Raw genomic sequence first — 20055 nt, 5'->3', positions numbered from 1 at the left:
ACGAAAAATTTAAGATCTGTTTTTCTTTTTAAGTTTTCGCAATTCTTTTTTAGTCAAAGGTTTTGGTTCGTCTATCCTAAAAACAATAGGAAACCCATAAGGAACAATAACCGGTTTGCCATCTTGAAAACCTGGTCTATCCATTTTAGGTAATAGGCTAACCACACGAATAGCTTCTTTTTTTAATTCAGGATGTGGTGCTTTTGCACGTACATCTATAATATTTCCCTCTTTGTCTACTTTAAATTGAATATTAATTCTATGTTTTCCAGCAGTAAGCCCAACAGATTTCAATAGTTCTAAATTAAAGTTTTTAATAACAAAAGCTTGTATTTGAGAACTCATACATTGTTTTAAGGCTTGGTTTCCCATGTTTTTATCACATCCAGAATATACAGGTACTTTTTCAATTACAGAAAAAGAAACCTCTTCAGAATCATTTGTTACTTCATTTGTAGTTGTTGTATTCTCTTGTGAAAAGGAAACTAAGCTAGACAATAAGCATAAAGAAAGGTATAAATATTTCATTAATTTATTTAAGTTATACAGCAACAGCTCCTTTAATATGTGGATGCGGATGGTAGTTTTCTAGTGTAAAATCTTCAAATTGAAAGTCAAAAATATCTGTAACCTCTCGATTGATTTTCATTTTAGGAAGCGGTTTAGGTTCCCGTGACAATTGTAATTCTAACTGCTCATAATGGTTGCTGTAAATATGCGCATCACCAAAGGTGTGAATAAAATCTCCAGCCTGGTAACCACAAACTTGTGCCATCATCATAGTTAATAAAGCGTAAGAAGCAATATTAAAAGGGACACCTAAAAATATGTCTGCACTACGTTGGTATAATTGGCATGATAATTTACCATCAGCTACATAAAACTGAAAGAAGGCATGACAAGGCGGAAGCGCAGCTTTACCATTAGCAACATTATCACTAAAAGATTTTGTGGTGTCTGGTAACACCGAAGGATTCCAGGCAGAAACCAACATTCTTCTACTGTTAGGGTTTGTTTTAAGGGCTTGAATAACCTCTTTTATTTGGTCTATTTCATCACTGTTCCAATTACGCCATTGGTGGCCATACACAGGACCTAAATCACCATTTTCATCAGCCCAAGAATTCCAGATTTTTACACCATTTTCAGTAAGGTAATTAATGTTTGTATCTCCTTTTAAAAACCAAAGTAATTCGTGAATTATAGATTTTAAGTGTAATTTTTTAGTAGTAACCATAGGGAAGCCTTCACTTAAATCAAAACGCATCTGGTATCCAAAAACACTTTTTGTTCCAGTTCCAGTTCTATCTCCTTTTTCATTTCCGTTTTCTAAAACGTGTTTTACTAGGTCTAAATATTGTTTCATAGTATTTTCCACGAAAGTGGAAATCTCATTAAATTAAACTTGATTTTATTAGCAGTTTAAATTTCTAAAAATAGATACTTGAACTGCGCTTTATATTACATAAAAAGCGATGCTAAAATAAAAAAAAGCACCAAGTTTTGGTGTAGGATGTTTTGATATCTTATTATAAAGTTATTAACGATAATAGCAGAATGTGTAAAAAGAAAAACGCTCATAACCACGATGGGTTATGAGCGTTTTTAGTATATATTAATAGTTTGTTTGCGTAGAAATTTGTTATCCTATTATCATTCCTGCAATAGTTGCAGACATTAGGGATGCAATAGTACCACCAATTAATGCTTTCATACCAAATTCAGACAAAGTTTTACGTTGTCCAGGAGCAAGAGATCCAATACCTCCAATTTGAATTCCAATAGAAGCAAAGTTTGCAAAACCACATAGCATGTATGTAGCCATGATAATAGATTTGTTATAGGTTAAATGTGTTGCGTTTGCAACGTCTTTTAAATCTGCTAATTGTATATAACCAACAAATTCACTTGCTGCTAATTTAATTCCTAAAAGTTGTCCCATTAGCGCCATATCTTCTGTTGCAACTCCAATAAGCCACATGAGAGGAGCAAATAAATACCCTAAAATAAGTTCTAAAGATAAACTTTGGTAGGCTGTGTTTTCTGTAACCCAAGTGTTAATTGTTGTAATATCACCAACCCAACCTAGAATTCCGTTAAACATGGCAATAAAAGCAACAAATACTAAAAGCATAGCACCAACATTAACAGCTAGTCGTAAACCTTCTGTAGTACCATTAGCAATGGCGTCTAGAATGTTTGATCCAATTTTTTCAGAAGAAACACTAACGTCTGTATTAATATCTTCGGTTTGTGGATACAGTATTTTTGAAATTATTATGGCTCCAGGAGCTGCCATCACAGATGCTGCAAGTAAGTGTTTAGCATACATTAAACGTAAAACAGGATCATCTCCACCAAGAAAACCAATATAAGCAGCAAGTACTGCACCAGCAACGGTTGCCATACCACCAATCATGACTAAAAGCATTTCAGATTTATTCATCTTTTCTAAATATGCTTTAATTAATAAAGGAGCTTCGGTTTGACCAAGAAAAATATTTCCGGCAACACTTAAGCTTTCTGCACCAGAAATTTTTAATACTTTAGATAATACAATTCCAAAGGCTTTAACTACTTTTTGAATGATTCCTAAATAGAATAAAAGCGATGTTAAAGCGGAAAAAAATATGATTGTTGGTAGTACTTGAAAGGCAAAAATAAACCCAAAAGTATCCATGTCTACTACTAAACCATCAAATAAAAATTGACTACCTGCTCTTGTAAAGTCTAATACGCTAACAAATAAACTTCCAATCCATTCAAATATTTTTTGAACAAAAGGAACTTTTAAAACACCAACTGCAATAATAAGTTGAAACGCTAAACCCAGTGCTACTGTTTTCCAGTTTATAGCTTTTTTATTACTACTAAATAAAAAGGCTAGTACTAAAAGCGATAGCATACCTATTATACCGCGCCATAAACTTTGCATTGAAAATCCTTGGCTATCTATAATAGTAGTATTGGTATCTGTATTATTTATAGCTGCTATAGCTTCTTTTTGTTTAAAAGCTGTAAAGTGATAATCTATGTTTTTTTCAGAAAATACTAAAGTAGAGTCTGTATGCTCTTTAATTTTATAACGTCTTATAGTGTCGTTTGGTTGGTTGTAGTAAAAGACTAATAAGTTGTTTTGATGAATGTAGTCTCCAGAAGCATTTGTTGTATTGAATTCACCTTGATTTAGTTCTAAGGTTTCAAAACTATTGTTTTGATTATTTGTTATCCATTTTTTTTCAAGGTCTTGAGCAATACTTGTAGAAAATGTAAAAAAAATAGCTACAATAGCTAATACAAATTTTTTCATGTGGTGGTTTTATTTTCGTTTAGAGATTTCGTCTCTTATATGTGCAGCTTTTTCGTAATCTTCATTAGCAACAGCTTCTTCTAGTAGTCTGTTTAATTCTTCAATAGTTTTGCTAGCAAAGGTTTCACTTGGGGAAGCGGTTTCTAATTCTTCGGCTACTAAGGCGTCTAAAAGAATATCTTCTTCTTTGTTTGTATCCTCTTTTTCAGGATTTACTTTTAAATAAATTCCAGCTTTATCTAAAATGTTTTTATAGGTGAAAATTGGTGCTTGAAAACGTAAAGCTAAAGCAATAGCATCACTAGTTCTGGCATCAATAATTTCTTCTATTTTATCGCGTTCGCAAATTAAACTAGAATAAAAAACACCATCAACTAATTTATGAATGATTACTTGTTTAACCACAATATCAAACCTATCGGCAAAGTTTTTAAATAAATCGTGAGTGAGTGGTCTTGGAGGACTAATTTCTTTTTCTAAGGCAATGGCAATAGATTGTGCTTCAAAGGCACCAATAACTATTGGAAGTTTTCTGTCTCCATCTACCTCGTTTAAAATCAATGCGTAAGCGCCATTTTGCGTTTGGCTATACGAAATACCTTTTATGTTTAACTTGACTAAGCTCATATTTAAAAACACAAAAGACTGTTTAAATTAGGACAAAACAAAATTTAAACAGTCCTTTTTAACAATACAATTTATAAAAAAATATTTATTGTTGTGCCTTAAAGGCTTTTAATTTTTCGATTAAGTTAGGTACAACTTCAAAAGCATCACCTACAACACCATAATCTGCGGCTTTAAAAAATGGAGCTTCAGGGTCTGTATTTATTACCACTTTTACTTTACTAGCATTAATACCAGCAAGGTGTTGTATAGCACCAGAAATACCAATGGCAATGTATAAATTAGAAGCAACAGGTTTACCTGTTTGCCCAACGTGTTCGCTATGTGGTCTCCATCCTAAATCACTAACAGGTTTAGAACAAGCAGTAGCTGCACCAAGTACATCTGCTAATTCTTCTACCATTCCCCAGTTTTCTGGACCTTTTAATCCACGACCAGCAGAAACTACTATTTCTGCATCTGCAATGCTTACTTTGTCGCTTGCTTTATCTACAGATTGTACTTGTACTCCTAAATCTGGTATAGCAGGAGTAAATTCTTCCGCAGTAGCGCTACCAGAATTTTCTACTAAACCGAAAGAATTATTAGAAACTGCAACCAATTTTACATCTGTATTAATCGTAGTCATGTTAAATGCTTTGTTAGTAAAAGCGGTACGTTTTACAGTGAAAGGTGAAGTGCTAGAAGGTGCTTCAACTACATTTGTAGCATATCCTGCATGTAGACCAACTGCTAATAATGGCGCTAAATATTTACTGTCTGCTGTAGAGCTTACAATAACTACTTTTGCGTCTTCTTTTTCTGCAGCTTGTTTTATAACAGCTGCATATGCTTTTGCATTAAAAGCATCTAATTGTGTATTGGTAACATTTAATACTTTGTCCACACCATAGTTTCCTAAGACACTTGTGTCATTAGCATTAATTGTTATAGCAGTAACGGTTGTACCTAGTTGGTTAGCAACAGCTTTTGCATAAGAAGCTACTTCTAAAGCTACTTTTTTAAATTTTCCTTGTTCTGATTCTGTATATACTAAAACTGACATAATATATTTCTTTATTTTTTATTTCCACCTAGGTGGAGATCTCATTAATATTTTTGTAAACTTTTAAAAGGTTCCAAATCTGGTTCGGAATTATTTAGTTTACCACTAAATTACCTTAGCTTCGTTATGAAGTAAGTTTACTAATTCATCTAAGTTATCTGGAGCAACAAGTGTTACAGCTCCTTTAGGTGCTGGTTTTTCAAATTTTACAGATGTAGTTTCTGTTTCAGTAGCAATAGGTTCTAGAACTTGTAGTGGTTTTTTACGTGCCATCATGATTCCTCTCATGTTTGGTATACGTAAATCACTTTCTTCTACTAATCCTTTTTGCCCTCCAATTACTAGAGGTAATGCAGTAGTAACGGTTTCTTTTCCACCATCAATTTCTCTGGTAGCAGTAACATTTGTTCCTTCTACTTCAAGACTAATACAGTTATTAACAAAGTTAGCGTTAGTTAGTCCTGCAATCATTCCAGGAACCATTCCGCCATTATAATCAATAGATTCACGACCAGCAATTACTAAATCATAGGCACCATCTTCAATTACTTTGGCTAGTTGTTTAGCAACAGCAAAACCATCTATAGCTTCAGTATTTACTCTAATCGCTTCATCTGCACCAATAGCTAAGGCTTTACGCAAAGTAGGTTCGGTTTCTGGACCACCAACATTTACCACAGTAACACTAGCACCTTGCTTTTCTTTAAACCACATGGCGCGTGTTAAACCAAACTCATCATTAGGATTTATAACAAATTGAACACCATTAGTGTCAAATTTTGTGTCTCCTTCGGTAAAATTAATTTTTGATGTCGTGTCAGGAACGTGACTGATACAAACTAAAATTTTCATAATTATATAATTTAATTAAAAGTGTATTTGTTTTGTCAAGGCTAGAACTATATCGTTTTCGTTTAAATAAATAGCGTATTAAAATTCTAGACCTTATTTTCTAGGTTACGAAGTTAAATATTTTATTTTGAATATTTACTATGCACGCATAATAAATTTTAAACAAATCTTTCTAAGAAAGTTTTTCTTTTATTGCTATTTTTGTTCTCATAATATAAAAGAGGTATATGAAAAGAAAGTTATATTTTAGTTTATTAAACTAAAATGTAGTTAGTAAATTTCATTTTTAGAATAAAATAAATAAAAAACCACGAATGAAAACAATACAATTTAGAGAAGCTATTTGCGAAGCCATGAGCGAAGAAATGCGTAGAGATGAAAGCATTTACTTGATGGGAGAAGAAGTAGCAGAATATAATGGAGCATACAAAGCAAGTAAAGGTATGTTAGATGAGTTTGGTGAAAAACGTGTTATTGATACGCCAATTGCAGAACTTGGTTTTTCTGGTATTGCTGTAGGTTCTACCATGACAGGTAATAGACCTATTGTTGAGTTTATGACTTTTAACTTTTCATTAGTTGGTATTGATCAAATAATTAATAATGCAGCTAAAATTAGACAAATGTCTGGAGGACAGTTTAAATGTCCTATTGTTTTTCGTGGTCCTACAGGATCTGCAGGGCAATTAGCAGCAACACACTCACAAGCTTTTGAAAGTTGGTTTGCAAATACACCAGGTTTAAAAGTGATTGTACCTTCAAACCCTTATGACGCAAAAGGTTTACTAAAAGCAGCAATACGTGATGACGATCCAGTTATTTTTATGGAAAGTGAACAAATGTATGGAGATAAAGGAGAAGTACCAGAAGGAGAATATGTAATACCAATTGGTGTTGCAGATATTAAAAGAGAAGGTACAGACGTAACTATAGTGTCTTTTGGTAAAATTATTAAAGAAGCTTATAAAGCTGCAGATGAATTAGCAAAAGAAGGTGTTTCTTGTGAAGTTATTGATTTACGTACCGTAAGACCTTTAGATATTGATGCCATTTTAACTTCTGTTAAAAAAACAAATAGACTAGTTATTCTTGAAGAAGCTTGGCCATTTGGTAACGTTTCTACAGAAATTACATACCAAGTACAAGAAAAAGCATTTGATTTCTTAGACGCACCTATTGTAAAAATAAATACAGCAGATACTCCAGCACCTTATTCACCAGTTTTATTAGCAGAATGGTTACCTAATAGTGACGATGTAGTAAAAGCGGTTAAAAAGGTAATGTATAAATAAAAACCAATTATTTTCGTTATATAAACTTCATTGGCAACTTTGTTGATGAAGTTTTTTAGTATAAAGTATAATGAAAGCAAAGGGACTAGATGAAGTATAAATTAATTCTATTATTATTTTTTTTCGGAAATATTTTAGTTGTCGCACAAACTAAAATTAGCGGTAAAGTGTACGATGAATTTAATGAGCCTGTAGCTTTTGCAAACGTTATATTTAAAGGGTCTTCTGAAGGTACTATAACAGATGAAAATGGTACTTTTTATTTAGAGTCTGATGCCACTTGGGATGCTGTACTAGTTTCCTTTATTGGTTTTACTACATTAGATGTTCCTCTAAAAAAGAAAGTAAACTACCAATTAAAGTTTGTTTTAAAAGAAGAAACAGGAGCACTAGATGAAGTGGTGATTGTAACAGGTAAGCAATCTAAAAAAGAATCTGAAAATCCTGCAATTGCCATTCTTAAAAAAGTATGGGAAAATAAAAGGAAAAATGGCTTAAAGCAATTTAAGCAATACCAATATGATAAATACGAAAAAGTAGAGTTTGACCTTAATACTATAGATAGTTCGCTAATTAAAAGTAAACTGTTTAAGGGTATGGAGTTTGTTTTTGAAGAAGTAGATACCTCTCGTGTAACAGGAAAAACATATTTACCAATTTTTATTAATGAAGCAGTTTCTAAAGTTTATGGAGACAATACTATTAATAAAGAGAAAGAAGATTTACTTGGTAATAAAAATTCTGGTTTTAGTGATAATCAAGTAATTATTGACTTTGTGAATGACCTGTATTCCGAATTCGATATTTATGATAATTACCTGAAATTTTTCGATAAGAGTTTTGTAAGTCCAATAGCTAAAACAGGAATTAATACTTACAATTACGTTTTATCAGATAGTACTTATAGAGATAATAAATGGTGTTATAATATTATTTATTACCCAAGACGTAAAAACGAATTAACCTTTAAAGGTGATTTTTGGGTTGCAGATACTACCTATGCAATCAAAGAAATTAACATGCAAGCTTCTAAAAGTGCTAATATAAACTGGGTAAAAGAAATTTATATAGAGCAAGAGTTTGACGTGTTAAATGACTCTTTATTACTGTTAAAACGTGATTATTTTATGTCTGATTTTTCTTTTAATAAAAAGGAAGAATCAAGAGGTGTGTATGGTAAACGAACTACTTTATATGAAGATTATACGTTTGACATTCCTAAAGACGAAAAGTTTTATAGCCAAGAAGTATACAACTATGATAAAGATGTATACAATAGAGAAGATGACTTCTGGGAAGAAAACCGTATGGAATCCTTAAACAAGGATGAAAAAGGCGTTTACAAAATGTTAGACACCTTAAAAACCGTTAAAAAGTTTAAAAGGCTTTATAATGTAGGAAGCATTCTGGCTTCTGGTTATATAGAAATGCCAAGCTTAAATCTAGATTATGGACCTATTTTTTCCACCTTTGGTTTTAATGAAGTAGAAGGATTAAGGTTGCGAGCAGGAGGAAGAACCTATTTTGGCCAAAACGACCTTTGGCGTATCGAAGGATTTACAGCTTATGGGTTTAAAGACGATAAATTTAAATACGGTATCTCTGGTAAAGTCTTGCTAAACAAAAAAAATAGATTTATTATCTCTGGAGGAAACCGAAGAGATGTAGAACAAATAGGAGCAAGTTTAACAACATCTACAGATGTATTAGGGCGTAGTTTAGCATCCTCTTCTATTGTAGGTACAGGAACAAATGATAAACTTACATCTATTAACTTAACTAGTTTAGCTGCAGAATTAGAACCTGTTAGAAATCTTGTTTTTAGGCTAAGCGGAAACTATAGAACACTAGAATCTGCGTCACCAACCTTTAGTTTAGATTATAATACAGCAACAGGTGTTACCTCTGAAATTAAACAATTTGAAAGCGCTTTGTCTATTTCGTATTTCCCAAAAAGAAAAATGACAGGATTTGGTGTAGAACGTAGAGAGGCTAATGATAACTTTGCTAGAATCTTTGCGCAGGTTTCTAATGGTAGCAAAAATATATTTAAAAGTGATTTTGACTATACCAAACTACAATTCTCTTATTTACAACCTTGGGCTATTGGAGGTTTTGGTAGATTATACACCACGCTAGAAGTTGGTAAAACGTTTGGCGAAGTTCCTTTAGGTTTATTAAGTGTCGTTCCTGGAAATCAAAGTTATTTCTCTATTTATAATACCTTTTCTAATCTAGACTATTATGAGTTTGTAACAGATACCTATGCTTCTATGCATATACAGCATAATTTTAATGGTCGTTTCTTTTCGCGTATTCCGTTTTTAAGAAAGCTAAACTGGAGAGAAATAATTGGTTTTAGAGCTGTTTGGGGAGAACTATCACAAGAAAATATTGACTTAAATAATACTGCAAACCCTTATAATATTGCTTTAAATGCTCCAAACAATAAAGCGTATTATGAATATAGTTTTGGTATAGGAAATATTTTTAAAGTTTTTAGAATAGACTTTAACTTTAGAGGTAATTATTTAGATAAAACAGATTATCCTGATGCTAGAAAATTTGGTATTACAGGTAGTTTTGGGTTTATTTTCTAATATTTTATTTTGTAATATGCAGTAGCTTCTTCATTAGTTACTAAAACCAAATTGTTTTCATCTAAAAGTGTAATTACAGAAATCCAACTACCATACTTGTAAATGTATTCTAATTTAAGAGTGTCTCCTTCTTTTTTTATATAAATATAAGAATGTGATTTTTCTACAGGTTTATATTTGCCTATGGTTTCTGTTACTTCTACGTTTTCAACATTACCTCTGCCATTTTCAAACCAATAATGGTAAATGCTTTTAGAATCTACATCTTTAATTTTCCAGTAACCAGAGAGCGCTTCTTCTGTAGCTTCTATTGAAGTACAACAAGACGCGTTTTGAGAAAAATTTTGAAACGGAATTAATAATATAAAAAGGAGGAAATATTTTTTGTAAAAAGCCATATTCAGAATAAAATTAACAACAAATAGTTTTTAATATACAGTTTTTTAGTTAAATGGCATGTATTTTAGTTGCTAGAAGCTAAATGTTTCTGTATTTTTGCTTTCCAATTTATGGACATTAATAATACTTTTTGCATTAGCAGAAATTAATAAATACTATATATATAGATGAGCCCAAAAGGAAAAAAAACATTTGATGTTTTAATTGAAATTCCAAAAGGAAGTAGAAACAAATACGAATACGATTTTGAATTAAATAAAATTCGTTTCGACAGAATGCTATTTTCTTCAATGATGTACCCAGGAGATTACGGATTTATTCCAGAAACCTTAGCCTTAGATGGTGATCCGTTAGACGTATTAGTTATGGGAACAGAACCTACTTTTCCAATGTGTGTTATGGAAGTAAAACCAATTGGAGTTTTTCATATGACAGATGAAAAAGGTCCTGACGAAAAATTAATTTGTGTACCTACAACAGATCCTATCTGGAATATTTATAGCGATATTGATGATTTAAATCCACATAGAATTAAAGAAATCACGCATTTCTTTCAAGTATATAAAGACTTAGAAAAAAAGAAAGTTGATGTTGGTGGATGGGGAAATGCTGAAGAAGCATACGCTATCTTAGACAAATGTGTAGATCGTTATGAAAATAGTGAACATAAAGCAAAAGGTAATTTTACCATATAAAACTTTTTAGTAATACATTAAAAGCCCTTTCATGAAAATGAAAGGGCTTTTTTGTTATATAATACAATCCATTTTCTTTATGCATACTCTGTAAAATCTTTGCGCAAGCTAAATATTGTTAATTACACTATTATTATGTTAAAAAAATACAGATTTTAAAATATTTTTTACTTCAAATTGCTTTTATTACATTAGCTATAAGTATTAACTAATCTAACTAAAAAAAATATATGGAATCAATGATGATTTATATGCCAATATTATTGGCAATTTTAGGTTTAATCTATATGGTGATTAAACAAAAATGGGTAATGAAGCAAGACGCAGGAGATGGTAAGATGAAAGAAATTTCAGATCATATATACCAAGGAGCACTTGCTTTTTTAAATGCAGAATACCGCTTACTAGCAGTTTTTGTTATTATAGTAAGCGTGTTATTGGCTATTGTATCCTTTGTTGTGCCAACTACGCATTGGTTAATTGTAGTAGCTTTTATTTTTGGAGCTGTGTTTTCTGCATTTGCAGGTAATATTGGTATGAAAATAGCAACTAAAACAAATGTAAGAACTACACAAGCAGCTAGAACCAGTTTACCTAAGGCTCTAAAAATTTCTTTTGGTGGTGGTACAGTAATGGGGCTTGGTGTTGCTGGTTTAGCAGTACTTGGTTTAACAGCATTCTTTATAATTTTCTTTCAATATTTTATGGGTGGCGTTTGGACAAATACCATGGACATGACCATTGTGTTAGAAACATTAGCAGGTTTTTCACTTGGTGCAGAATCTATTGCTTTATTTGCTCGTGTTGGTGGTGGTATTTATACCAAAGCAGCAGATGTTGGTGCCGATTTAGTAGGTAAGGTAGAAGCAGGTATTCCTGAAGATGACCCTAGAAATCCTGCTACCATTGCAGATAATGTTGGTGATAATGTTGGTGATGTAGCTGGAATGGGAGCCGATTTGTTTGGTTCTTATGTTGCAACCGTTTTAGCAGCAATGGTTTTAGGTAATTATGTTATTAAAGATATGGGCGGAAATATTGGTGATGCCTTTAATGGTATTGGCCCAATTTTATTGCCAATGGCAATTGCAGGTGTAGGAATTATTATTTCTATTATAGGAACCATTTTAGTTAAAATTAAAAGTAATGATGCTAAAGAAACTCAAGTTATGGGTGCTTTAAATGTTGGTAACTGGACGTCTATTGCTTTAGTAGCTATTTCTTGTTTTGTATTGTGTAAGTATATGTTACCAGAAATAATGCAAATGCATTTCTTTGGTGAAGGCTTACAAGAAATATCTTCAATGCGAGTATTTTATGCAACACTAGTAGGTTTAGTAGTAGGTGCAGTTATTTCATCTATAACAGAATATTATACAGGCTTAGGAAAAAAACCAATATTAAAAATTGTACAGCAATCCTCAACAGGAGCAGGAACCAATATTATTGCAGGTTTAGCAACAGGTATGATTTCTACATTCCCTTCTGTTTTATTATTTGCTGGTGCCATTTGGGCTTCGTATGCATTTGCAGGATTTTATGGCGTTGCACTAGCGGCTTCTGCAATGATGGCTACTACTGCTATGCAATTGGCAATTGATGCCTTTGGTCCAATATCTGATAATGCTGGTGGTATTGCAGAAATGAGTGAGCAAGAACCAATTGTAAGAGAACGTACAGATATTTTAGATTCTGTTGGTAATACAACAGCTGCAACAGGAAAAGGTTTTGCCATTGCTTCTGCAGCATTAACATCTTTAGCTTTATTTGCTGCTTATGTAACCTTTACAGGAATTGACGGAATTAATATTTTTAAAGCTCCTGTTTTAGCAATGTTGTTTGTTGGTGGTATGGTGCCTGTAGTATTTTCTGCATTGGCCATGAATGCGGTTGGTAAAGCTGCTATGGAAATGGTGCAAGAAGTACGCAGACAGTTTAAAGAAATTCCAGGAATTATGGAAGGTACAGGGAAACCTGAATATGATAAATGTGTTGCTATTTCTACTAAAGCTTCTTTAAAAGAAATGATGTTGCCTGGTTTATTAACCATTGGTTTTCCTTTAGTAATTGCATTTGTACCAATGCTATTTGGTATGGCTAATATGGCAATTGCAGAAATGCTTGGTGGTTATATGGCAGGAGTTACTGTTTCTGGTGTGCTTTGGGCTATATTTCAAAATAATGCTGGAGGTGCTTGGGATAACGCTAAAAAATCTTTTGAAGCAGGAGTAGAAATTAATGGTGAAATGACCTACAAAGGTTCTGATGCGCATAAAGCTGCAGTTACAGGTGATACTGTTGGTGATCCTTTTAAAGATACTTCTGGTCCTTCCATGAATATTTTAATTAAACTTACATGTTTAATTGGTTTGGTGGTTGCTCCCATTTTAGGTGGGCATACCGCAGAAAGCAAGACAGTAATAGAAAATGTAAATATTGAAAAGATAATAGATGATGCAGAAACTCAAGTGATACGTAAAGCTATTATTGAAAAATATGCTGATGCTACGGCTAAAGCTACAGTAAAAACTATTGTTATAAAAAATGGGGTTGAAGAAGAGAAAAGCGAAATTATTGAAGGGGTTTTTGAAGAGGTTATTAAAAAAGTAGAAAATTCTGGTAGTGATGTTAATATTAAAGTAATAGATGTAAACGAATAATTTTTTGTTTTTTATATCTTTAAACCACGCTTTTTAGCGTGGTTTTTTGTTATTTTATTGCAACTATTTATTCATGAGTTTATTTACAAAAAATCCAGTTCAAATTATAGCATTTCAAAGCTACGGAACAGATAAACACTTTTATTTACGAGGAAGAGCTTTGCAAGATGAATCTATTGATTTAAAAGAGCAAGGCACTTTTAGTTTATTATTGAATAGTTGGAAACGCTTAGAAAGCGATGAATTAAAACATGTTGCTATTACTATAAAACTACCAAATGGAGAGGTTTTACATACTATAAGTGATAATCATGGCTACTTTAAAATAAAAGCAGATGTACAAGATTTAAAAACAATGACTAATCCTGAGGGTTGGTTAGCTTGTGAAGTTGCTTTTAATGATGTAGCAATTAAAAGAAAAATACAGAACGAAAACAGATTTCCTGCAGAAATTTTGATTCCTTCTAGTAAAGCAACCTTTGCAGTAGCTAGTGATATTGATGATACTATTTTACACACAGGAGTAGCTTCTACTTTAAAATGGCGTGTGTTGTATAATACATTTTTTAAATCTGCTAAAATGCGTTTGCCTCTTAAAGGTGCTGCAGATTTTTATCATTTATTGCATCGAGGAAAATCTGGTGATAATGCAAATCCTATTTTTTACGTAAGTAATAGTCCTTGGAATTTATATCGATATTTAGCCTTGTTTTTAAAGCAAAACAACTTTCCTAAAGGACCTATTTTACTAAGGAGTTTTAAAGATATTTTAAAGAAAAAAGCACCAGACGAAAAACCTAAAAAGCAAAAAGAGATTTTAGATTTATTATATACTTATCCAGATATGCCTTTTATATTAATAGGTGATAGTGGTGAGCATGATCCTGATATTTATATGGAAATTGCAGAACAGTATCCAGATAGAATAATTGCTATTTATTTACGTAGTGTAAAACACGAAAAGAAAATAATTAGGGTAAAAAGTATGCTAGATAATTATAAAACAACGCCTGCTTTGTTAGTAGAAAGCAGTGAGCAAGCTATTATTCATGCAAGGGAAAATGGGTTTATTGTTTAGTGTTACTAATGTTTTTTTTGTTGTAACAAAAAAAGGATGCTTTGTAATAAAAGGCGCAGCTCTTTTTTAAATATAAGAGTAAGGCGTTAGCGATAGTAGCGGCATCCTTTTTTGTGCGCGCTTATGCGCAAAAAAGATATAGCAAATAGCGCGACCCTTGTGGTAACGCACAAAAAACATTAATTTCTTTAAAATAATCCGTTTATTTCTGCATCAATTTTATTTAAGATAAAGCCTAAGTCTTCAGGATTGTCTACAAAATCAAGATTATCTACATCAATAATTAAAAGTTTTCCTTTGTTGTATCCATGAATCCATGCTTCATAGCGTTCATTTAATCGGCTTAAATAATCAATACTAATAGAGTTTTCATAATCGCGACCGCGTTTGTGTATTTGCGATACCAAATTAGAGATAGAACTGCGTAAATAAATAAGTAAATCTGGACCTTGAACAAAGCTTTCCATAAGGTCGAAAAGCGACTTATAGTTTTCAAAATCACGATTTGTCATTAAGCCCATTGCATGTAAGTTTGGCGCAAAAATATGTGCGTCTTCATAAATGGTTCTGTCTTGAATAATGTCTTTTCCGCTTTCGCGAATATCAGAAACTTGTCTGAATCTGCTGTTTAAAAAGTAAACTTGTAAATTAAAACTCCAACGTTCCATTTGGTTGTAAAAATCATCTAAATACGGATTGTCTACAACATCTTCTAACTGCGCTTCCCACTTGTAATGTTTGGCTAGTAATTTGGTTAGTGTGGTTTTACCAGCACCAATATTTCCTGCTATGGCAACGTGCATAAATTATTTGTTTTTTAGTTGAAATTTAGAAAGCGTTTTTGCGTGGTAAATATACAAGGTTTCGTTGGTTAGTAAAAACTGATTTATTAACAAATTTGGTGATTTTATATCTACTATTTCATTGGTGTTTTTTTTTAAATAGTAAAGTGCGTTTTCTTTTTTTAACATGAGGTTTCCGTTGTCTTCTTCTATTTGTGTAAAGCCTTCGTTTTTAATTTTTTGCGTTAAACTGCCAAAGTAATTGTATTTATAAAGGTAGTTTTCTGTAAGTAGCCAGCAAAAATTAAAATTACTTTTTAGGTCTAATATTCTAGATGGTACTGGTAAGGTTGTTGCTCTTGTTTTATTGGCTTTGTAATCATATAACTCTAATTGTTGGGTGTCTTGGTTATAAATCCAAATGGTATTATCGTTTCCTGTAGAAATATGCGATACACTTTTATAAGGTACAGAGGTGTTAAAATCTATTTTAAAAATTTCTGCCAACCTGTTATCTAATATAATTACAGTATTAAAATCTTTATAAAACAGATTTAGTTTTAAGGGGTTGAAGGCATTGGCTGAAGAAATTTCACCCAATTGAATATTGCTGTAGTTACTAGTTTTGGTATTGTTTTTTTTGTAAAATACATTTTGATCTATATAATATTGTATTCCAAAATTATCAATATCAATAATTTGTTGTACCGTATAACTTGTGTCTTTTACAAAAGTAGGTTGCAAGGTACTTTGTGCGCAAACAGAAATGGAGATGAAAAAAAATAGTAATTGTAAATGTTTCATAGGTTTTAGAAAAATACAAAAATTGAACCAATTTGATTCAAAAAAAAACACTTTAGTGTTTTCTGAGGTGTTTTTGTATTCAATATAAAACATTAAAGAGCTTACTGTATTGTTAGTAATTTTAAGAATACTTTAACATTTGCATCTTAAACGTTTTGATCTTTTTAGCGTCTTATAGTAGTTATTAAATCTATTTTAAAAAATACAACTACAAACACTTCAAAATGAAAATAAACAAAACAGTATCTGTTATTTGCTTCATGCTTTTTACTTGTGCATTCACTTTTGCACAGCAGGATTTTCAAGGAAAAGCCTATTACGAATCTAAAACTACGGTAGATATGGACAATTTTGGACCTCCAGATATGCCAGCAGATAGAAAAAAGCAGATCATGGAACGTATGAAAAGTTTCTTAGAAAAAAGCTACACACTTACTTTTAATAAAACAGAATCTGTTTACAAAGAAGAAGAACAATTAGCAGCTCCAGGTGCATCACAAGGTAGAGGTTTTGGTGGTATGATGTCTAGTTTTACAGCAGGAGAGCAATATAAAAATGTAAAAAACAACCAGTTATTACAAGAACAAGAGTTTTTTGGTAAACAATTTTTAATTAATGATTCGTTACCAAAATTAAAATGGAAAATGACAGGAGAAACCAAACAGATTGGTCAATATATGGCTATGAAAGCTACAGCAATGAAAGCAGTAGATAAAACCGATTTTTCAAGTTTTAGACGAAGAGGAGGAGGAAATGATTCTGCAGAAAAAAAATCAGATTCTACAAAAGTAAATAATCCAATAGAAGAAATTGAAGTGCCTAAAGAAATAGAAGTTACTGCTTGGTACACCATGCAAATTCCAGTTAACCAAGGGCCAGGAGAATATTGGGGACTTCCAGGTTTAATTTTAGAAATAAATGCCGACAGAACAACAATTCTTTGTTCTAAAATAGTATTGAATCCTACCGAAAAAGAAACCATTAAAGTACCATCAAAAGGAAAAGAGGTTACAAAAGAAGAATATGCAGATATAGTAGTGAAAAAGATGGAAGAAATGCGCGAAATGTATGGAGGTCGTGGAGGAAGAGGTGGACGTCCAGGAGGAAGAGGACGTTAATGCATAAAACAATTCTACTAAAACCAAACCAGAAAAATTTAAAATGAAAAACCTATTAACACTACTAATTTGCTTAGTAGCAAGCACCACTTTTGCCCAAGTTCGAGTAGAGGGTATTGTAAAAGACAGTATTGGTAACCCTTTAGAGCTTGCCAATGTAGTTGCTGTAAATCAAGAAACAAAAGCTTTAGATTCTTACGGAATTACTAATGATGCTGGACGTTATAAACTGTCTTTAGAAAAAAACGCAAGCTACCAAATTCAAGTAAGCTATATTGGTATGAAAACCACCGAAGATCTTTTTGAAACCAAAGAAGAAGACCTTACTAAAAACTATACCTTATTAGATGATACTACTTTAGATGAAGTAGAATTGGTTTATGAAATGCCTGTAACTGTAAAAGGAGATACTATTGTTTACAATGCAGATTCTTTTAAAACAGGAACCGAAAAAAAACTGGAAGACGTATTAAAAAAACTCCCAGGAGTAGAAATTACAGACGATGGTGAGATTGAAGTAGAAGGAAAAACGGTAAGCAAAATAATGGTAGATGGTAAAGATTTCTTTGATGGAGATACCAAATTAGCAGCAAAAAATATTCCATCAAATGCTGTAGATAAGGTTGAGGTGCTTAAAAATTTTAGCGAAGTAGGGCAATTAAGTAGTGTAACCAATAACCAAGATAATATTGCTATTAACTTAAAGCTAAAAGAAGGAAAAGATAAATTCTGGTTTGGTGATGTTACGGCAGGTACAGGAATTGCTACAGAAGATGGCTTGTATAAAGTACAGCCAAAACTGTTTTTCTATAGCCCAAAAACAAGCATTAATTTTATTGGTGATTTAAATAATACTGGTGAAGTTGCCTTTACACGTAGAGACTATTTTAATTTTACGGGTGGCTTTAGAAACCTGAGCCAAAGTAGTGGTACCAATATTAGTTTAGGTGATAATAGTTTAAGTTTTTTAAACACCACTAATAATAAAGCAGAAAGTATAGATACAAAATTTGCAGCAGCAAACTTTAGTAACTCGCCAAACGATAAGCTTACCATTAGTGGATTTGGTATATACTCTGGAACTAAAACTGCTATTCGCGAAAATAATGAGGTTACTTATACAGATGATGAACTTAATATTCCAGATGAGTCTACTACCAATTATACACAACAAGAAAGTAACTTAGGCCTTTTAAAACTTAGTACAGTGTATAAAGCAAATGCAAATAATCAATTAGATTATGATGTTTTTGGTAGACTTTCAAAGCAAACCCAAAACAAATTTTTTAACTCCTCAGTCTTAGGGCAAGTAAATCAATTTGAAGAACAAACACCATATAGTATTAATCAAAATTTAAATTATTACTATACCTTAAACGAAAACAATATCTTTTCTTTTGAAGCACAACACTTTATGCAAGACGAAGACCCTTTTTACAATGCTTTTATTGAAGATAAAGCAACCTATGCAAATACAGCAGATGTTTTAGGGTATGACGATGCACAAGCAGCCTATGATGCAGCACAAAACAAGCGTGTAAAGTCTAATAAATTAGATGCTAAATTAAACTACTGGAATGTACTAAACCAAAAAAGTAACCTTAACTATACCGTAGGTTTTGTGTATAGCAACCAGAAATTTAATTCCGAAATATTTCAAATTTTAGATGATGGGTCAGAATATAATCCAACACCAGCCGAAGGTTCTAACACTAATGATGTAGATTATACGTTTAGTGATGCTTATGTAGGTGTGCATTATAATTTAAAAGCAGGAAAGTTTACACTAACACCTGGTTTTTCGGCACATGCATATAGTACAAAAGACACCCAGTTTGGTTCTGCAAATTCCAATAGTTTTGCTAGAATTTTACCAGATGCTACCATTAGGTTTCAAATGAAAAAGAGCGAAAACCTAAACTTAAGTTACTCTATGCAAACTAATTTTACAGATGTAACACAATTGGCAGAAGGTTTAATAATGAATAACTATAGTTCGTTGTTTTCTGGAAATCGAGAATTAGAAAACTCTTTGTCACACAATGTAAACCTATCGTATTTTAGTTTTAATATGTTTAATTATACCAATGTATTTGGGTTTTTAAACTATTCTAAAAATATTGATGGTATAAGAAATAGCACAGATTTCGAAAGTGTAATTACAACCTCTACACCTTTTAATTCTAATTTTGCAGACGAAACTCTTTCTGCTCGAGGACGTTTTGAGCGTCGTTTTGGTAAAATTAAAGCAAACCTTTCTGGGTCTTGGAGCTGGGCAACCTTTAATCAATTTATAGGTGGTAATGTAAGTGAAAATAAAAGCTTTACCCAAACCTATGGTACCCGAATTAGCACCTTCTTTAAAAAGGCGCCAAATGTAGAAATGGGTTACGATTTAACTATAAATGACAATGAACAAGGAAACAACAACACCAAGTTTTACACACACAGACCATTTATCAATTTTGATGCTGTAATTTTAAAAGAATTTAGTTTTGTTACCGAATACAGTTATTACGACTTTAGAAACAAAGAAATCTCCCTTAATAAATATGGTTTTTTAGATGCTTCTTTAACTTATCAAAAAACAGATAGCAAATGGGAGTACAAAGTTGGTGCTACCAATCTGTTAGATACACAAAGCTTAAGCCAAAGTAATACCGGAAACATTTCGGTAAGCAACAGAGAGTATTATATACAGCCAAGATATGTGGTTTTTAGTATGAAGTATAATTTGTAAAAACGGTCATTTCTTGAAGTAGAGCGAGGTGATAATCTTATAAATTATTATCC

General features: G+C 32.0%; 16 protein-coding genes. 7 read left to right on the top strand and 9 right to left on the bottom strand.

Annotated elements, in window-relative coordinates:
- Positions 1–9: 9 nt before the first annotated feature.
- The 6 genes from KO494_RS10630 to KO494_RS10605 all read right to left on the bottom strand — a co-directional run bounded on the left by KO494_RS10630 (position 10) and on the right by KO494_RS10605 (position 5834).
- Entirely contained in the window at positions 10–528 is a 519-nt protein-coding gene (locus KO494_RS10630; RefSeq protein ID WP_215967580.1) for an energy transducer TonB, read from the bottom strand.
- Positions 529–541: 13 nt separating this feature from the next.
- A complete protein-coding gene (locus KO494_RS10625) occupies positions 542–1366 on the bottom strand; it encodes a thymidylate synthase (protein ID WP_215967579.1) in 825 nt (274 codons plus the stop codon).
- Positions 1367–1642: 276 nt separating this feature from the next.
- Positions 1643–3310: a NupC/NupG family nucleoside CNT transporter gene (locus tag KO494_RS10620; RefSeq protein WP_215967578.1), complete on the bottom strand. Its 1668-nt coding sequence runs from the start codon at positions 3308–3310 to the stop codon at positions 1643–1645.
- A 9-nt stretch (positions 3311–3319) separates the two neighbouring features.
- Positions 3320–3937 (bottom strand): bifunctional nuclease family protein, encoded by a 618-nt coding sequence (locus tag KO494_RS10615; protein ID WP_215967577.1) that lies wholly within the window; start codon positions 3935–3937, stop codon positions 3320–3322.
- Positions 3938–4022: 85 nt separating this feature from the next.
- The gene (locus KO494_RS10610) at positions 4023–4982 is read right to left on the bottom strand and encodes an electron transfer flavoprotein subunit alpha/FixB family protein (RefSeq protein ID WP_215967576.1); all 960 of its coding nucleotides are present in this window, start codon (positions 4980–4982) and stop codon (positions 4023–4025) included.
- A 105-nt stretch (positions 4983–5087) separates the two neighbouring features.
- Positions 5088–5834, bottom strand: coding sequence for an electron transfer flavoprotein subunit beta/FixA family protein (locus KO494_RS10605; protein ID WP_215967575.1), 747 nt, complete (start codon positions 5832–5834; stop codon positions 5088–5090).
- Positions 5835–6130: 296 nt separating this feature from the next.
- Here KO494_RS10605 and KO494_RS10600 point away from each other — a divergent pair, with 296 nt between their 5' ends.
- Both KO494_RS10600 and KO494_RS10595 read left to right on the top strand, forming a co-directional pair.
- Positions 6131–7126, top strand: coding sequence for a pyruvate dehydrogenase complex E1 component subunit beta (locus KO494_RS10600; RefSeq protein ID WP_303427627.1), 996 nt, complete (start codon positions 6131–6133; stop codon positions 7124–7126).
- A gap of 89 nt (positions 7127–7215) precedes the next feature.
- Positions 7216–9726, top strand: a complete 2511-nt coding sequence (locus KO494_RS10595; protein WP_215967573.1) for a DUF5686 family protein — start codon at positions 7216–7218, stop codon at positions 9724–9726.
- Here the strand turns inward: KO494_RS10595 and KO494_RS10590 are convergent.
- Positions 9723–10124: a hypothetical protein gene (locus KO494_RS10590; protein WP_215967572.1), complete on the bottom strand. Its 402-nt coding sequence runs from the start codon at positions 10122–10124 to the stop codon at positions 9723–9725. The genes KO494_RS10595 and KO494_RS10590 overlap by 4 nt on opposite strands.
- 168 nt (positions 10125–10292) lie before the next feature.
- On the opposite strand from KO494_RS10590, the gene KO494_RS10585 reads away from it, so the two are divergent.
- From KO494_RS10585 to KO494_RS10575, 3 genes are all read left to right on the top strand, one after another.
- Complete coding sequence (locus KO494_RS10585; protein WP_215967571.1) at positions 10293–10820, top strand: inorganic diphosphatase; 528 nt, start codon at positions 10293–10295, stop codon at positions 10818–10820.
- Between the two features lie 230 nt (positions 10821–11050).
- Positions 11051–13480 (top strand): sodium-translocating pyrophosphatase, encoded by a 2430-nt coding sequence (locus KO494_RS10580; protein ID WP_215967570.1) that lies wholly within the window; start codon positions 11051–11053, stop codon positions 13478–13480.
- A 73-nt stretch (positions 13481–13553) separates the two neighbouring features.
- Complete coding sequence (locus tag KO494_RS10575) at positions 13554–14558, top strand: App1 family protein (protein ID WP_215967569.1); 1005 nt, start codon at positions 13554–13556, stop codon at positions 14556–14558.
- Between the two features lie 188 nt (positions 14559–14746).
- On the opposite strand, the gene KO494_RS10570 is transcribed toward KO494_RS10575, so the two are convergent.
- The gene (locus tag KO494_RS10570; RefSeq protein WP_215967568.1) at positions 14747–15361 is read right to left on the bottom strand and encodes a deoxynucleoside kinase; all 615 of its coding nucleotides are present in this window, start codon (positions 15359–15361) and stop codon (positions 14747–14749) included.
- 3 nt (positions 15362–15364) lie between these two features.
- Positions 15365–16144 (bottom strand): hypothetical protein, encoded by a 780-nt coding sequence (locus KO494_RS10565; RefSeq protein ID WP_215967567.1) that lies wholly within the window; start codon positions 16142–16144, stop codon positions 15365–15367.
- 224 nt (positions 16145–16368) lie between these two features.
- On the opposite strand from KO494_RS10565, the gene KO494_RS10560 reads away from it, so the two are divergent.
- Positions 16369–17262, top strand: coding sequence for a GLPGLI family protein (locus KO494_RS10560; protein ID WP_368496093.1), 894 nt, complete (start codon positions 16369–16371; stop codon positions 17260–17262).
- Between the two features lie 43 nt (positions 17263–17305).
- A complete protein-coding gene (locus KO494_RS10555) occupies positions 17306–20002 on the top strand; it encodes a TonB-dependent receptor (protein ID WP_215967566.1) in 2697 nt (898 codons plus the stop codon).
- The last annotated feature ends 53 nt before the right edge of the window (positions 20003–20055 follow it).

This window comes from Lacinutrix sp. C3R15 (genome assembly GCF_018860825.1).
In the GTDB taxonomy this organism is placed as follows: domain Bacteria; phylum Bacteroidota; class Bacteroidia; order Flavobacteriales; family Flavobacteriaceae; genus Oceanihabitans.
Note: the sequence above shows the minus strand (reverse complement) of the source record. Positions and strands in the feature narration are given on the sequence as shown.

Bases quoted from the DNA above. Each gene is read 5' to 3' on its own strand.
- KO494_RS10580 (WP_215967570.1), top strand. From the start codon at position 11,051: ATGGAATCAATGATGATTTATATGCCAATATTATTGGCAATTTTAGGT.
- KO494_RS10630 (WP_215967580.1), bottom strand. From the start codon at position 528: ATGAAATATTTATACCTTTCTTTATGCTTATTGTCTAGCTTAGTTTCC.
- KO494_RS10615 (WP_215967577.1), bottom strand. From the start codon at position 3,937: ATGAGCTTAGTCAAGTTAAACATAAAAGGTATTTCGTATAGCCAAACG.
- KO494_RS10555 (WP_215967566.1), top strand. From the start codon at position 17,306: ATGAAAAACCTATTAACACTACTAATTTGCTTAGTAGCAAGCACCACT.
- KO494_RS10625 (WP_215967579.1), bottom strand. From the start codon at position 1,366: ATGAAACAATATTTAGACCTAGTAAAACACGTTTTAGAAAACGGAAAT.
- KO494_RS10585 (WP_215967571.1), top strand. From the start codon at position 10,293: ATGAGCCCAAAAGGAAAAAAAACATTTGATGTTTTAATTGAAATTCCA.
- KO494_RS10595 (WP_215967573.1), top strand. From the start codon at position 7,216: ATGAAGTATAAATTAATTCTATTATTATTTTTTTTCGGAAATATTTTA.
- KO494_RS10570 (WP_215967568.1), bottom strand. From the start codon at position 15,361: ATGCACGTTGCCATAGCAGGAAATATTGGTGCTGGTAAAACCACACTA.
- KO494_RS10605 (WP_215967575.1), bottom strand. From the start codon at position 5,834: ATGAAAATTTTAGTTTGTATCAGTCACGTTCCTGACACGACATCAAAA.
- KO494_RS10610 (WP_215967576.1), bottom strand. From the start codon at position 4,982: ATGTCAGTTTTAGTATATACAGAATCAGAACAAGGAAAATTTAAAAAA.
- KO494_RS10620 (WP_215967578.1), bottom strand. From the start codon at position 3,310: ATGAAAAAATTTGTATTAGCTATTGTAGCTATTTTTTTTACATTTTCT.
- KO494_RS10560 (WP_368496093.1), top strand. From the start codon at position 16,369: ATGAAAATAAACAAAACAGTATCTGTTATTTGCTTCATGCTTTTTACT.
- KO494_RS10575 (WP_215967569.1), top strand. From the start codon at position 13,554: ATGAGTTTATTTACAAAAAATCCAGTTCAAATTATAGCATTTCAAAGC.
- KO494_RS10590 (WP_215967572.1), bottom strand. From the start codon at position 10,124: ATGGCTTTTTACAAAAAATATTTCCTCCTTTTTATATTATTAATTCCG.
- KO494_RS10565 (WP_215967567.1), bottom strand. From the start codon at position 16,144: ATGAAACATTTACAATTACTATTTTTTTTCATCTCCATTTCTGTTTGC.